Source organism: Pseudochelatococcus sp. B33, assembly GCF_053570585.1.
The window spans coordinates 223,124-236,061 of the sequence record NZ_JBSEFH010000008.1 but is presented as its reverse complement, the minus strand read 5'-3'; the positions used below and the strand labels follow the sequence as shown (position 1 = coordinate 236,061).

General features: G+C 60.1%; 14 protein-coding genes and 1 pseudogene. 12 read left to right on the top strand and 3 right to left on the bottom strand.

From position 1 onward, the window contains the following. The first annotated feature begins 115 nt into the window (after positions 1-115). Positions 116-1,312, top strand: coding sequence for a M14 family metallopeptidase (locus tag ACUSIJ_RS11345; RefSeq protein WP_449308494.1), 1,197 nt, complete (start codon positions 116-118; stop codon positions 1,310-1,312). On the opposite strand, the gene ACUSIJ_RS11340 is transcribed toward ACUSIJ_RS11345, so the two are convergent. Beyond that, positions 1,300-1,626 (bottom strand): hypothetical protein, encoded by a 327-nt coding sequence (locus ACUSIJ_RS11340; protein ID WP_449308493.1) that lies wholly within the window; start codon positions 1,624-1,626, stop codon positions 1,300-1,302. The genes ACUSIJ_RS11345 and ACUSIJ_RS11340 overlap by 13 nt on opposite strands. 790 nt (positions 1,627-2,416) lie before the next feature. On the opposite strand from ACUSIJ_RS11340, the gene ACUSIJ_RS11335 reads away from it, so the two are divergent. The 7 genes and pseudogenes from ACUSIJ_RS11335 to ACUSIJ_RS11305 form a co-directional block, all read left to right on the top strand. Then, entirely contained in the window at positions 2,417-2,818 is a 402-nt protein-coding gene (locus tag ACUSIJ_RS11335) for a hypothetical protein (RefSeq protein WP_449308492.1), read from the top strand. A 63-nt stretch (positions 2,819-2,881) separates the two neighbouring features. Continuing rightward, positions 2,882-3,739 carry a LysR substrate-binding domain-containing protein gene (locus ACUSIJ_RS11330; protein ID WP_449308491.1) on the top strand — a complete coding sequence of 286 codons (858 nt, stop codon included), beginning with the start codon at positions 2,882-2,884 and terminating at the stop codon, positions 3,737-3,739. Positions 3,740-4,182: 443 nt separating this feature from the next. Then, positions 4,183-5,220 (top strand): methyltransferase, encoded by a 1,038-nt coding sequence (locus ACUSIJ_RS11325; protein WP_449308490.1) that lies wholly within the window; start codon positions 4,183-4,185, stop codon positions 5,218-5,220. A 123-nt stretch (positions 5,221-5,343) separates the two neighbouring features. Further along, a complete protein-coding gene (locus ACUSIJ_RS11320; RefSeq protein ID WP_449308489.1) occupies positions 5,344-5,901 on the top strand; it encodes a c-type cytochrome in 558 nt (185 codons plus the stop codon). Between the two features lie 61 nt (positions 5,902-5,962). Next, positions 5,963-6,682 carry an SDR family oxidoreductase gene (locus tag ACUSIJ_RS11315; protein ID WP_449308488.1) on the top strand — a complete coding sequence of 240 codons (720 nt, stop codon included), beginning with the start codon at positions 5,963-5,965 and terminating at the stop codon, positions 6,680-6,682. Between the two features lie 596 nt (positions 6,683-7,278). After that, complete coding sequence (locus ACUSIJ_RS11310) at positions 7,279-7,947, top strand: dimethylsulfonioproprionate lyase family protein (RefSeq protein WP_449308487.1); 669 nt, start codon at positions 7,279-7,281, stop codon at positions 7,945-7,947. A gap of 498 nt (positions 7,948-8,445) precedes the next feature. Next, positions 8,446-8,634: pseudogene (locus ACUSIJ_RS11305) on the top strand (hypothetical protein); the annotation flags it as partial. Between the two features lie 73 nt (positions 8,635-8,707). On the opposite strand, the gene ACUSIJ_RS11300 reads toward ACUSIJ_RS11305, so the two are convergent. Together ACUSIJ_RS11300 and ACUSIJ_RS11295 are read right to left on the bottom strand one after the other, a co-directional pair. Then, complete coding sequence (locus tag ACUSIJ_RS11300; protein ID WP_449308486.1) at positions 8,708-9,166, bottom strand: GNAT family N-acetyltransferase; 459 nt, start codon at positions 9,164-9,166, stop codon at positions 8,708-8,710. Positions 9,167-9,347: 181 nt separating this feature from the next. Continuing rightward, on the bottom strand, positions 9,348-10,688 hold the full coding sequence (locus ACUSIJ_RS11295) for an aminotransferase-like domain-containing protein (RefSeq protein ID WP_449308485.1): 1,341 nt from the start codon (positions 10,686-10,688) through the stop codon (positions 9,348-9,350). Between the two features lie 101 nt (positions 10,689-10,789). Between ACUSIJ_RS11295 and ACUSIJ_RS11290 the strand changes: the two genes are divergently transcribed. The 4 genes from ACUSIJ_RS11290 to ACUSIJ_RS11275 all read left to right on the top strand — a co-directional run bounded on the left by ACUSIJ_RS11290 (position 10,790) and on the right by ACUSIJ_RS11275 (position 12,869). Beyond that, complete coding sequence (locus ACUSIJ_RS11290; RefSeq protein WP_449308484.1) at positions 10,790-11,407, top strand: LysE family translocator; 618 nt, start codon at positions 10,790-10,792, stop codon at positions 11,405-11,407. 208 nt (positions 11,408-11,615) lie between these two features. Beyond that, entirely contained in the window at positions 11,616-11,984 is a 369-nt protein-coding gene (locus ACUSIJ_RS11285; RefSeq protein WP_449308483.1) for an OsmC family protein, read from the top strand. Further along, entirely contained in the window at positions 11,977-12,180 is a 204-nt protein-coding gene (locus ACUSIJ_RS11280; protein WP_449308482.1) for a CatA-like O-acetyltransferase, read from the top strand. The genes ACUSIJ_RS11285 and ACUSIJ_RS11280 overlap by 8 nt, the downstream gene beginning before the upstream one ends. Further along, on the top strand, positions 12,177-12,869 hold the full coding sequence (locus tag ACUSIJ_RS11275) for a class I SAM-dependent methyltransferase (protein WP_449308481.1): 693 nt from the start codon (positions 12,177-12,179) through the stop codon (positions 12,867-12,869). The genes ACUSIJ_RS11280 and ACUSIJ_RS11275 overlap by 4 nt, the downstream gene beginning before the upstream one ends. The last annotated feature ends 69 nt before the right edge of the window (positions 12,870-12,938 follow it).

Sequence of the window (12,938 nt, the reverse complement as noted above, 5' to 3'; positions counted from 1 at the left end):
TCCCCCGCCCGCTACCGCAGTCTGCATCGCGGCATGCGGAGCTAGGCGAAGCATGTCTTCAAGGAGTGCTGCGTTTTCTAAACAGTGGGTGTTTTCCAAACAAGGATTTCTGATCATGCCGGATAAACCCAAGGAAGGCCTCGACCGTCGGGGCTTCATGCTCGCGTCCATGGCCACGGTCGGCGCGTCGGCGGCTCTCGCCGCAAATGCCGGGACTGCCCATGCGCAGGACAACTCTGCGCCGGCCGCCCCCCCAGCGTCACAAGGCACCGTCTATGTCGGCGATGTCATCGACGGGAAGAAAGTTGTCAGCGCGCTCGATGTCAGCGATCTGGAGCCCGGGCAGAAGCACCTGCTATATTTCCAGGGCGTCGAGATGCCTACCGGACAGCATTGGCATGTGTCCGTGACGGTCGCCAAGGGAGCGCAGCCGGGCAAGCGCGGCGTCCTGGTCAGCGGCGTGCATGGCGACGAGATGAGCAACATACATACGGTCCAGACCGTGATGAACCAACTCGATCCGGCTGAGATGTCAGGCACGGTGATGGCGGTCATGGACGTGTCCCGCCCGGCCCTGGAGAGCATGCAGCGCAGATGGCCCAACCAGGGCAGAGGTTCCGATCTGATCGATATGAACCGCGAGTGGCCCGGGAATGAGAACGGCGTCACAGCGGCCAGCCGGCACGCCGGGCTCCTGTTCAACCGGCTGCTGCGGCCGAACGCCGACTTCGCGATCGACTTCCACACCGGGACAACCGGATTCGAAGTCACGGCATTCAATATTGCCGGCATGGACGTGCCCGAAGTCAAGGCGATGGTGGATCTCTATCCCGTCGGCCAGATCTTCGACAACCATGTCTATCCCGGTGTCCTGCACAACGCGTTCATGGAGGTGGGCATCCCGTCCTTCACGCCGGAGATCGGCGCCGCACGCGTGCTGGACCTCGAGATGATCCCCTTGTTCGTGGAAGGCACCATGAATGTCCTCAAGCATCACGGCATCGTCGCCGGACCGATGGGCCGTACAGGCAAGGACGTGGCCGTATTCGTCGGCAACAGTGCGTTCCCGATCCTGGCCACCGCAGGCGGGATCGTCGAGCATCTGGTCAAGCTCAACGACAAGGTCGAACCCGGACAGACGGTGGCCATCCAGCGCAACAGCTTTGGCGAGGTGGTTGCGGAGTATAGAAGCGGCGTGGCCGGAGAGATAACGGGTCAGCGCAGCGATGCCATGTCCGAGCCGGGCAACCCCTTGGTCTTTATCCTTTTCAACAAGGGAATGCCGGAGGGAGTCGAGATCTATCCAGAGTAGTTCACCGGCGCGAGCGGTCTTCCGGAAGGAGCTTTGCCTGCTTGTCGCCCAACCTCTGCGACCGAGTTCTTGCGGTCGCGCGAAGTTCCGATGCGTCCATAACTGCCCCTCGGGTGAGAGAAACGCTGACCTTCGCCTGTGGCGAAACCGTCGGGCGGGATGCTATATAGGATGAAGAGATCGGACAGGACGTTGATGACGTCGGCGGAGTTGAACCTGCGATCGATGCGGATCACCGGCGGTTCAAGCGTGAACTCGGCGATGATGTTGAGGTTACCTGTTTTCAAACAGGAAGTTGCAACGAATGTCGGCATCGGTAGTTGCGCGCCCCCGCAACCAGAAATCAAGCCCTTGAAACCAAACAAGTTTCAAGGGCTTTTTGATTCCTCCTCCCTCTCCGAAACAATCCACCGTGGAAGCGTCTTGGAAGCGGCAGACAGAAGGCTCTGGAGTAAGAAAACAGGTGGCGAAACACGATAACTGCGATGATATGCCTTATGTAGCGCGAACGCAGACCTCCGAGAGAATTGAGCGCTATTCGTCCGCGCACAAATGGACTTCCTGCAAAACCCCGCAGGTCGCTTCCTCCCCTGCCCACGCAGGCAGAAGGACCGCACAGATCTATCTACTCCCCGAATCGGGCGTGCAGGCGAACCGCGCGGTTTATGTTGATCAATCCGGACTGGTCGATCCGCCTCCCGATACCGGCTGTCCGTCCTCATCGCTGCGTCGTGGGATCGGAACGTCGGATTTTCTGCTTCCGGGACGGCTATCCCGAGAAGCTGCCTACATCAGCTTTCCCCGTAATATCGTCCTATACAGAGTCGCGGCGCGGGAGTCGCACCAAGCGCTTTCGCCAACAAATGCGGGCGCGCCATCATCCTGACCCGCTCACTGTAAAATTTTTCCACATCGAAAGCGACGATCTTCGATCGCGAAAGATGTTAATCGAGGTACTTCCGATCTATCTAATTGGGATGGGAAGGAAGCCGAAGCCGACTGAGAATGCCGATGATGAAATGCGATTGGGTATAACCCCCCTCGCAATTCATGCGGCGACTCCGACCGGAATATTACTCGGACACCAGCGACCGCTCGTCATATGTGCTTGATGGTCCGACGTTTAGCTTCCAGCTCGATACGATCACAGATCGCAATCAGACTCAGGACTTTGAACTCTTCTGCCGCAAGCTATGCGAGCGTGTCATCTGTCCAAACCTACGGCCACAGACAGCTCCAGAAGGTGGCGGAGACAGCAAGGTCGATAGCGAGACCTATCCGGTCAGTGACCAGATCAGTCAGACCTACATCGGTGATTTGAAGGCCGCGCGCGAGCGCTGGGCGTTTGCGTTCAGTGCCAAGAAGGCGTGGGCCGAAAAGGTGCGCGAAGATGTGCAGGGCATAATCGGCACTGGCCGGAAGTACGATCGCATCGTCTGCGTTACCAGCCGTTGCGACAACGACTTTAGGTGCGTCCTTCCACCCTGCAACATACCGGGAACCTAAACATTGTCGCCCAGTATGAAAGGCGATATATTCAAATGTAATTCAGTTCGTTTGGTGCTCAATATGTTCGATGCCACGCTGCTTCGTACGTTTCACGCCGTTGCGCAGGACAGTAGCTTTACCAAGGCCGCAGGCCGGCTGAACCTGACGCAATCGGCCGTCAGTGCACAGATCCGGCGGCTTGAAGAACAGGCCGGCGTCCCATTGCTCGTCCGCAATACGCGTTCGGTGGCCCTGACCCCGCGGGGTGAAATATTGCTGGGCTATGCCCGGGCGATACTCAGGCTCAACGAGGATGCCCGCCAGCAGCTCTCCGGTGCACCGGAAAGCGTGCATATCAGGATCGGGGCCACGGACGACCTGATGAGCACCTGGCTTCCGGGCATCCTCCAGCAGTTCCGCAAGGCTCACCCCGGCAGCACGCTGGAGGTGCGTGTCAACAATGCCGGACTTCTGCTCGCCGCCATGGAACAGGGAGAACTCGATCTCGTCGTGTGCTGTCGATGCCACGGCGACCAGGCCGGTCAGGTGCTGTGGCGGGAACCGCTGCTCTGGACCTGCGCAAGCGACGGCTCTGGCGCCGAGGAAGACCCGCTGCCGCTTGCCCTGTTTCCTGACCCGTGTCCGTATCGCGACGCCGCGCTCGCCGCGCTTGCGGCGGCCGGTCGCGAGTGGCGCATTGCGGCGGTGAGCCCGAGCGTGGCCGGTCTTCGCGGCGCGGTATCGTCCGAGCTTGGGATCAGTCCGCTCAATCGCAGTTCGGTCACATCCCGCATGCGCATCCTGGGACCGGATTCGGGCCTGCCGGAATTGCCCGAGGTCGAGTTCGCAATCTATCTTCGATTGCAGGAAGGTCCGCAGGCGATTTCCAGGATCGCCGACGCGATCAAGGAAGCGGCGCGACGCAGATTCCCGGCATAGGTCGCATCCAGCGGCGCTCGCGGCACGAGCCTCGGCTGACGATATCGGCCGAGGCTCATATATTTTGGGATTGATAACCACCTCCGCCAGACCATGGTGACGTCTCCTGGTCTGCTGCTCCAATCGCCGCGTTGGCAGAGGGCTAATTATCGTCATTCGTACTGAATAGCAGAATGATAAATTGCTTATAATTGTGAGTGAAGTGTGCTCGACTGCGCTGGGGCAACGCAACAGGCAGAAAACTGCGCTGGTCTTGCGATGAGCACCATGGCGATGGGCTCCCGTGCCCGTGCTTACAGTCAAGGCAGGTGTGGTCAAAACCTTGATGTCTAACAATCAACACTGAGGTATGAGCCATGATAAAAGATCTCCGGCACGCTGCTGCGCGCACGGGAACGCTTGCCCGCCAGCCCGGTTCGATCTCGGGCGAGACAAAGCTGCGCGTGGTCGATCAGCCGATTGCCACGCCGGAGCTTCCTTCCGCCATCCCGCTGATGGCGCTTTCGACCGGCTTCTGGGCCTTCAAGACTCTGGCCGCCGCGCACGAGCTGGACCTCTTCAGCCGCCTTGCAGGCGGCGCCGGCATCACGGTCGCGGAGCTGACGCAAGCGCTCGGTCTGCATCCACGCCCGGCCGAGATGCTGTTGACCGGCTGCGCTGCGCTTGGGCTGCTGGAGAAAACGGAGGGCCGTTATCGCAATACGCCGTTAAGCGAAGCCTATCTTGTCAAGGGCAAGCCGTACTATTTCGGTGGCTTCGTGCAGATGGCCGACAAGCGGCTCTACCCGGGCTGGGACAAACTTACTGAGGCGCTGCGCACGAACCGACCGACCACGTGGGACCCGGCAGTGCAATCCTCCCCCTTCGACGGCGAGGATCCGACGATGCTGGCGCTCTTCTGGGAGGCGATGCATTCGCTTTCCACGATGACCGCGCGCAAGCTCGGCGAAGCGGTGGATCTCGGTCATTTCCGCCGCCTCTTGGACCTCGGCGGCGGATCGGGCGCGTACGATATCGAGCTTTGCAAGCAGTATGGGGAGTTGCGCGCGACCGTGCTTGAGTTGCCGCATGTGGCCGCGATCGCCGCGGGAAAGATTGCCGAGGCCGGCATGACCGACCGTATCGAGACCATAGGCGGCAACTTCTTCGAACAGCTTCCCGGAGATCACGACGTGCATCTCCTGTCGATGATCATGCACGATTGGGACGAGGCGAAGGACCGCGCCCTGCTGCGCCGGTCCTTCGAGGCTTTGCCGAGCGGCGGCACAGTCGTCATCAGCGAGCTTCTCGTCAATGACGACAAGACCGGGCCGGCGCCGGCTGCGCTGATGAGTCTCAACATGCTGATCGAGACGGAAGGGCGAAACTACACGCCGGCCGAATATTCGACGTGGCTCGAGGAAGCCGGGTTCCGGCACATCGAGACGGTCTGGTTCGACGCACCTGCCGCGAACGGCGCTGTGATCGGCCGAAAGTCCTAGAGCGCGTTCCGATCAAATGGAATCATTTGATCGATAAGAATTCGATCAAAATCAAAGAGTTAGATCATTTCATCGTTTCCATGAAATGATGAAATGATCTAGAGTCACGGGATGGAGGCAAGCATGAGCATTCACGACTTCGGACCTGCCGCGGCGCGCGTAGCCTCGCAGGCGGCGAGGCGGGTGTTGCCCTCAGCATTCGCGGCGCTGGCAGCGGCGATCGGATCGCCGCCTGCCGGCGCGGCCGACCGCGAGCTGGTCGAGCGGGGGAAATACCTGGTGACCATCGGGAACTGCACCGATTGCCACACGCCGGGACATTTCCTCGGCAAGCCGGACATGACGCGTCACCTCGGCGGCTCCGATGTCGGCTTTGAGATCCCGGGGCTCGGGGTCTTCTACGGCCCCAACCTCACGCCCGACGATGCGACGGGTCTCGGGCGCTGGAGCGAGCGTGATATCGTCACGGCGATCCGGACAGGCAAGCGCCCCGACGGACGCATTCTCGCTCCGATCATGCCGTGGGCCGCACTCGCGGAGCTCACCGAGTCTGACGCCAGAGCGATTGCGGCCTATCTCAAGAGCCTACCGCCGGTGAGCAACAAGGTCCCTGGACCGTTCGGGCCGGGCGAGGCGCCGACTTCGTTCGTGATGAAGATCGTGGCGCCGACGCAGAAATGAGGTCGGTTCCAACGGATCAGCACGAGAAAGGAGCCTCATCTTCCCATACCAGGAGTATGTCATGCCTGAAGCTGGAGACAACGTTTTCATCATTGGTGGCACAGCAGGCCTCGGACTCGCTACGGCCAAAGCCGTTGTTGCCGCAGGTGCTCGGGTCACTATCGGCGGTCGAGGTGCTGAGCGTGCGACGGAGATCGCGCGCTCGATCGGGGCGTCGGCGACCGGCGTTCATATCGATCTGGAAGATCCCGCCAGCATTAAAGCCGCTCTGGGTGCAGGCGACCCAATCGATCATTTGATCTTGACCGCCATGTACGGTCCCAACCTAAGTGTAAGGACCATCGATTACGCCGAAGCCGCTCGTGCGACGAGGGTGAAAGTACTTGGGTATGTCGAAGCGATCAATACCGTCCTGCCGCGGTTGAAGCCGACATCTTCGATTGTTCTGTTTGCTGGGCTGGCCAAGGCTAACCCATATCCAGGTTCAACAATGGTGAGCATTGTCAACGGCGCCACCATCGGGATGCTGCGGACGCTCGCTGTTGAGTTGGCGCCGATTCGCGTCAACGCGATCTCGCCAGGTCTTGTCGAGGACTCTCCGCGGTGGATCAAGCGCGCGGCCGAGGGAAGTCAGCCAGCCATCGACGCAATGAAAGCGCGCACTCCTTCCAGACGTCTGGCCAGCGTCGAAGACATTGTTCATGCTGTGCTGTTCTTGATGGACAATCGGGCAGCAAATGGCATCGATTTAGAACTCGATGGCGGTATTCAGCTGGTATAGAATATTCGTGTCCAGTTCTCGAGCAGGGGCAAGATTTCCGCTCATCCTGCTTGCTCGGCCTGACATGTTAAGGAGCGATGCCTAACCTTCGACAGCAAGCATCGCTTCAGTCGAGGCCCGTCGGGACAAAAGAGCCGTGCCCTGCGCCTGACGCACACCGAGGAAAGAGGCTTCGCCACGACATTTTGCTTACCATCGGACTGGCGGGACCTGTCCGACCTGTAGGGAAGCAGAACGGAAGGACTGTCCCGCATCGCCGATACCTTGCCGACATCATTCGCTGTGGCGAACGCGAATGGCGGGTTTCGGGAAGCTGCTTGCGAAGCCTGAACGGATGGTCGGGGCCGGGCATGTCGTCCGATTGGCATTGACTGCAGCACGGGTGACGTTGCGTTGCCATCCGACGCTTCGGGCCCATTGCGGGCGTTCTTCGATCCCGGTGCTTAAATGAGCCCGCCGAAGGCATTTGTTGCTATTGAGACCGCGGCGCGAGACTCGACTTCGCGCGTGATATAGCCGACAATAGAGTCGAAATAACAAATCATCCCCATGCCAAACTTGATGCTCAAGCGGTTCCCTTCATGAATGGAAGAACGGTGATCTATCGCCTGTTGGCAGAAACAGAACAGTACCTTCGGGAGATCGGCGACGCGTCGATCGAACCGGATCGGCGTGTCGCCGCAAAGGATTTCGCCGAGATATGCCGCGCGGAGGCATCGCAACCGGCCCTGCTTTCGCAAAATAAGTCCCGGTCGGTGAGGGGACTGCGCGATGCGCCTCTCCTGTTTGATGCAGGTCTTTCTCCCGGCCGAACCCCGCTTTTCGAAGCCGCGCTGGACGCCTTCCCCTATGCACGATGGTCCGAGTTCTATGAGGAGTCTCCTTGGTCGCAACCGTTTATTGGAAGCTTCGCGACCGGTGAATGCATCGGTCCTGCGGGCCGCCTCCAAAGCACGGATATCATTCTTGGCCTGTTCATTCTTGGACCGGGCATAGACTATCCTCCTCACGCGCATGCTGCGGAAGAATGCTATATCGTCGTCGCCGGAGAGGCAGAGTTCCAAATCGGCGCGCAATCGGATTTCGTCGTCAAACGGGAAGGGGATGTTGTCTTTCACGGCAGCCATATCAGCCATGCAATACGGACTTCCTCCCGTCCAATGTTCGCTGTCTATGTCTGGCGCGGCGCTCTTAGCGAGCCAAGTTGGTATCGCAACGATATGACGGATGAGACCGAGCCGAGAAAATATCCGAAGCTTCTTTAAGAGACGGGAAGGTCCGGCTTTGAAAGGTGCGCCAGTCTTCCGTCGCAACAATCAACTTGCTATGCGTTCAGCTATTGCCAATAGCAGGTTCTTGCCGCACAGCCCCTCAAGGTACAAATTTGGAGGGTGCCAGCTGTCCGCAAAGTCCCGCATCGCCAACATTCTCGTGCGGATATCACTGCGGCAAGCACGAATGGCCGGTTCCCGGAAGCGACCAGCGCTACCGGTAGGGCGGGAATGGGCAGAATACGCCTGCGGGAGCATGTTTGCAGCGATGGCGCGCCGTGTTATCGCTTACCTGGAGCGGGGTTGGACCCAAGTCTGTCAGCTGTTGTTGGTGTCTGTTGACGTGACTTCACCCGGAGGTTATGGAGCTTTCCATGAAACGCACGACGATCATCGCCAATCTTTGGTGGCTGACCTGCTGACAGGGCGGCCGGACGTTTCGTGCATTCCCGGGGCCGCCGCAAGGGCGGCCTTTCGTTTCGATGATCCCCCATGCGGTGCCCCCCAGCCAATGAGGATAGGATACCCATCACCAGACCCGTCATCCTGACTGGAGACCGTACGACCGGCCCGCTGCACATCGGCCATTACGCAGGATCGCTGCGCAACCGCTTGCGTTTTCAGGACAGCCACGAACAGTTCCTGCTGCTGGCCGACATGCAGGCGCTCACCGATAATGCGCAGCGCCTCTTCAGACCAATGTTCGCCTGGTCACCGACATGAGCGGCCCACACCTGCCATGCGGCCTTTGCAATCAGCTTCCCGAAACCTGCCGCTGCATAATGATCGTCCGTTCCTTGCCGTGGAAGCTATCGCGAACCGCCTTGAAGCCAAGCTTCGCATAGAACTGCTCTGCTGTCACCGACGAGGGGACCGCCAGCGTTCCGACACCGGCTGCGCGGGCCGCCTGCTCGACTGCGGCCATAAGAAGCCTACCGACACCACGGCCTTGAGCGTCGGGGTCTACGAACACGGTGCGGACGACATGCCCGTCGAGACTAGCGGTTCCGACTATTTGTGCCCCCTCCGCGGCAACAAAAACCTTTCGGTTACGCATAAGCTCAAGCACCCCGGCAGGGCTGAAGCTCCGTTCCACGCGCCTGATGATCTCCTCGGAATAATCCCTGGCGTTGGTCCGCCGGAGTGCCGACAGGATGACGGTGCTGACTGCGGAGGCGTCCTCGTCGCGGGCGGCGCGAATTTCATAATTCATCCTTGCTGTCTCCGTCCGCTTCGATGGAAGCTGTCGCTTGCTCCGTTATCGCCAAACGGCATCCTACCAGCTTGACAACCTGTCGGTTAGACAGCCTCGGCCATTCCTGACGGATGCGGCGAATGCGCTCGCTTCTTGATACGGTGGTGTTGGCGTTGTCCGGTTGGTCCCGCATATGCTCTCAATTGAGAAGCTGCCTGATGATCGTCAGGGCCTGCTTCAGATCGCCGAGGGGCGGTCCTCCCAGGCTCAGCCGGACACCGGCCCGCGGGTTGTCGGGATCGACGAGGAACGCTGTCGGCGACGGCACGATCACGCCCCTGTCCGTCGCGCTACGCGCGAGACGCTCGGCGTCGGTCACGAGCATGGGAAGCCAGAGATGGAAACCCGCGGCCGAGATCGGCACACGGCTGAGAGGCAGCAAAGTGCGGGCAAGATCGCAGCGCTTCGCTGTATCGACGCGAATCGACGCTGCAACCGAAGCCGCGGTGCCGTCCGTCAGCCATTCTTCCATCATCGCACAGCTTATCGGGGATGCCATCGAGGACGTGGCCTGAAGCCTGGATACCGCGCTTTCGGCCAATGGTGCAGGCACGGCCAGCACCCCGATCCGCAGACCGGGGCTCAGCGTTTTCGACAGGCCGCTTACGTAGAGCGTTCGTTCGGGGGCGAGTGCCGCCAGCGGCGGAAGGTCGGATGGCGCAAAGATGGAGTACACATCATCTTCCACGATGATGACGTCATGGACTTTGCAGAGCCGAACGATTTCCTCCCGGCGATGAAGGCCCATCGTCGAGGCCGTGGGGTTTTGCAAGGTCGGTGTGATGTAGAGAACACGCCCGGATGCCCTGGCACGGGATTGCAGCGCCCGTTCCAGCGCCTCCGGCTGCAGGCCCTGTTCGTCCATTTCCAGTCCGATCAGCCTGTGACCGTTCTGGCGGGCAAGCGCGATGGCTCCCGGATAGGTCACGGATTCGGTCAGGATGACAGCGTCCCGAGGACAGGTCAGGCCGAAGGCGATGGAAAGAGCGTGCTGAGCGCCATGGCACAGCAAAACGCGGTCGGGTGTGGCCTCCAGCCTTTGCAGGGCCAGCCAGCGTGTCATCTGGCTTCGGTGCGCGTGGCTGCCCGCAGCGGGCGCATAGGCACCGAAGCTCCCGGCATCGAGGCGCTTGGCGAGTTTGGTCAGCGTCGCGGCCAGCAGACGATCGCTCAATACCTGCGGCGGCGTGTTGAGGCTCAGGTCGATGATGCTTGCCGGCCTGGACGGCAGTCCGGTCACGAACATCCCCCGGCCGCGAACGCTATGCACGAGGCCACGCCGTTCAAGCACGCCATAGGCCTTGGTGACGGTGCCGAGACCTATCCCGAGCTGATAGGCAAGATCGCGGTACGCCGGCAAGCGGGCGCCGCTAGGGACAGACCCGCTGGCAATATCGTCCGCAAGCGCGGTGACCAGCCGTTCGTAGGGAAGCCCTTTCGTTTCGGACAGGCGGGGCGTCCAGGGAGAGGCAAGGCGCATGGGGTATCCAGAAAAGTGTCACGTGACGCTTTAGCAATTTATCGCAAAGCGTCACGTTTTTATAGTGTAGCCATCAACCGACCGATCTCTATGGCGCACTGATGACTTTAGACCTCCTTCCGGCCTTTGCCGCCTATGCGTTCGTGACCTCCATCACACCCGGCCCTAACAACACGATGCTGCTGGCATCGGGCGCGAACCACGGGTTCCGCCCGACGATCCCGATGATCCTTGGCATCAGCATTGGCTTCGCAATCATGGTGCTGGCGGTCGGGTTGGGGATTGGAAGCGTGTTCCTTGCCTTTCCGATCCTGCACGATGCGCTCCGCTATGGTGGTGCGGCTTACCTGCTCTGTCTCGCCTGGCGCATCGCCGGCTCGGCAGCAGCAAGCGCCGAAGGTTCGAATGCCAAGCCGCTGAGCTTTTTCCAGGCAGCGGCTTTCCAATGGGTCAATCCCAAGGCGTGGATCATGGCCATCGGCGCAGTTGCAGCCTATACGCCGCAGGACGGCTTTTTCCTGAACATTGCGATCGTGGCGGTGCTGTTCATGGTCATCAACGCCCCCTGCGTTAGCGTCTGGGCGGCGTTCGGGACCATGTTGCAGCGATTCTTGGGCAATCGCGTCTATCTGCGGGTCTTCAATGTCGCCATGGCGCTGCTGCTGGTCGCGTCACTTTATCCCATCCTCACTTCAGCAACGGAAATTCCGCTGAATTAAACGCCGCCAGATTTCGGACGGCATCGCCTCATTGACATAGAATGGCGCAAGCCTCGTCGGCACGCCTTATATGCGTTAACAGGTCCGAATCTTCATGGGAGAAGGCAAGCACATGGGACGTGAATATTCATCGCGCATCGTCTGGACCGGGAACCGTGGAGCGGGCACAGCAGGCTATCGCACGTATGACCGAACCTGGGACATCGCCATGTCGGGAAAGGCTGTCATCCACTGCTCGAACGATCCGTTGCTCGGGGGCGACGCAAGCAAGATGAACCCCGAGGACCTGCTGATCTCGGCTTTGTCCGCCTGCCATATGCTGTGGTATCTGCATTACGCCTCGGATGCCGGGATCGTCGTCACGGCTTACGAGGATTCCCCGATCGGTATTGGCGAGGTCACGGCTGACGGGACGGGGCGGTTCACTTCTGCCATCCTGCGTCCGCGCATCACAGTGCCACCCGGTGCGGATATCGATGCTGCGACGACCATCCATCACCGGATTCACGAGGTCTGCTTCATCGCCCGCTCCGTGAATTTTCCGGTCAGCTACGAGCCGACATTTCTGTTTGCCTGATTGGACCGTCGGCCAATGTGTCAGCGTCGACTGCCCAATCCCGAACATCGCCGTCGGCCGTTTCCAGAAGGCCGGAGATACCCTTACGTTCCCGCTCGCAGTCCAGGTGCATCACGGCCTCGCTGATGGTCTGCATATTCAGCAGTTAGCATCGATACTTGCGGCTCAACGACGCAGCGGAGATAAATTAAAATGAACGATGAATATATCTTTCTCTCCGTCGCGGAAGCCTATGACCGTTGGGCGTCTTTCTATGATGCTTACGACAATCCGATGGTCTTCGGCGCAACTCAGATTGTGGAGCGTCTGTCCGATGATGCCCGTGGCAAAGTCATCGTGGAGTTCGGGTGTGGCACCGGCCGCAATCTTGCGCGATTGAAGCAGGCCGGTGCTGAAAGGCTGATCGGTTGCGATCTTTCGCCGGGGATGCTGGAGCAAGCCCGTGCGCGCGATCCTGATTTCGTGCTTTTCCAGCAGGATATGTCGCAGCCCCTGCCATTGATCAATGGCGTTGCCGATTTAGTGCTCTTCTCCCTGGCTCTGGAGCATGTCGGCGACCTGATATCGCCGCTGCGCGAAGCCCGCCGTCTTCTCCATGAGAAGGGGAAGATCGCGGTAATCGAAATCCATCCATTCCTGTCGCTCGGCAACGTGAGCGCCCATTTCCGGGATGGCAGCGAGACCGTGCGGATGCCGACCTTTCCGCACCGCTTTTCCGACTACATCAACGCTTCCTCAAATGTCGGCCTGGCGATCAATCAATGCCGTGAGTGGCTGCCGCGTGATTTTCAAGGAGCGACGCCGGAAAAGGTATTCAAACGTGGCCCCGATGTTCCGCTGCTTGTCGCGTTCACGCTGACGAAAGCCGAGTCGAGCCGGCCATGAGGTAAGGCAATGCGATACTGTATATTTTCCGGCTCCAGCTGCGGGCGGCCGTCCATTTACGACGAGGCG

Bases quoted from the DNA above. Each gene is read 5' to 3' on its own strand.
- ACUSIJ_RS11345 (WP_449308494.1), top strand. From the start codon at position 116: ATGCCGGATAAACCCAAGGAAGGCCTCGACCGTCGGGGCTTCATGCTC.
- ACUSIJ_RS11340 (WP_449308493.1), bottom strand. From the start codon at position 1,626: ATGCCGACATTCGTTGCAACTTCCTGTTTGAAAACAGGTAACCTCAAC.
- ACUSIJ_RS11330 (WP_449308491.1), top strand. From the start codon at position 2,882: ATGTTCGATGCCACGCTGCTTCGTACGTTTCACGCCGTTGCGCAGGAC.
- ACUSIJ_RS11320 (WP_449308489.1), top strand. From the start codon at position 5,344: ATGAGCATTCACGACTTCGGACCTGCCGCGGCGCGCGTAGCCTCGCAG.
- ACUSIJ_RS11315 (WP_449308488.1), top strand. From the start codon at position 5,963: ATGCCTGAAGCTGGAGACAACGTTTTCATCATTGGTGGCACAGCAGGC.
- ACUSIJ_RS11300 (WP_449308486.1), bottom strand. From the start codon at position 9,166: ATGAATTATGAAATTCGCGCCGCCCGCGACGAGGACGCCTCCGCAGTC.
- ACUSIJ_RS11295 (WP_449308485.1), bottom strand. From the start codon at position 10,688: ATGCGCCTTGCCTCTCCCTGGACGCCCCGCCTGTCCGAAACGAAAGGG.
- ACUSIJ_RS11290 (WP_449308484.1), top strand. From the start codon at position 10,790: ATGACTTTAGACCTCCTTCCGGCCTTTGCCGCCTATGCGTTCGTGACC.
- ACUSIJ_RS11285 (WP_449308483.1), top strand. From the start codon at position 11,616: ATGTCGGGAAAGGCTGTCATCCACTGCTCGAACGATCCGTTGCTCGGG.
- ACUSIJ_RS11275 (WP_449308481.1), top strand. From the start codon at position 12,177: ATGAACGATGAATATATCTTTCTCTCCGTCGCGGAAGCCTATGACCGT.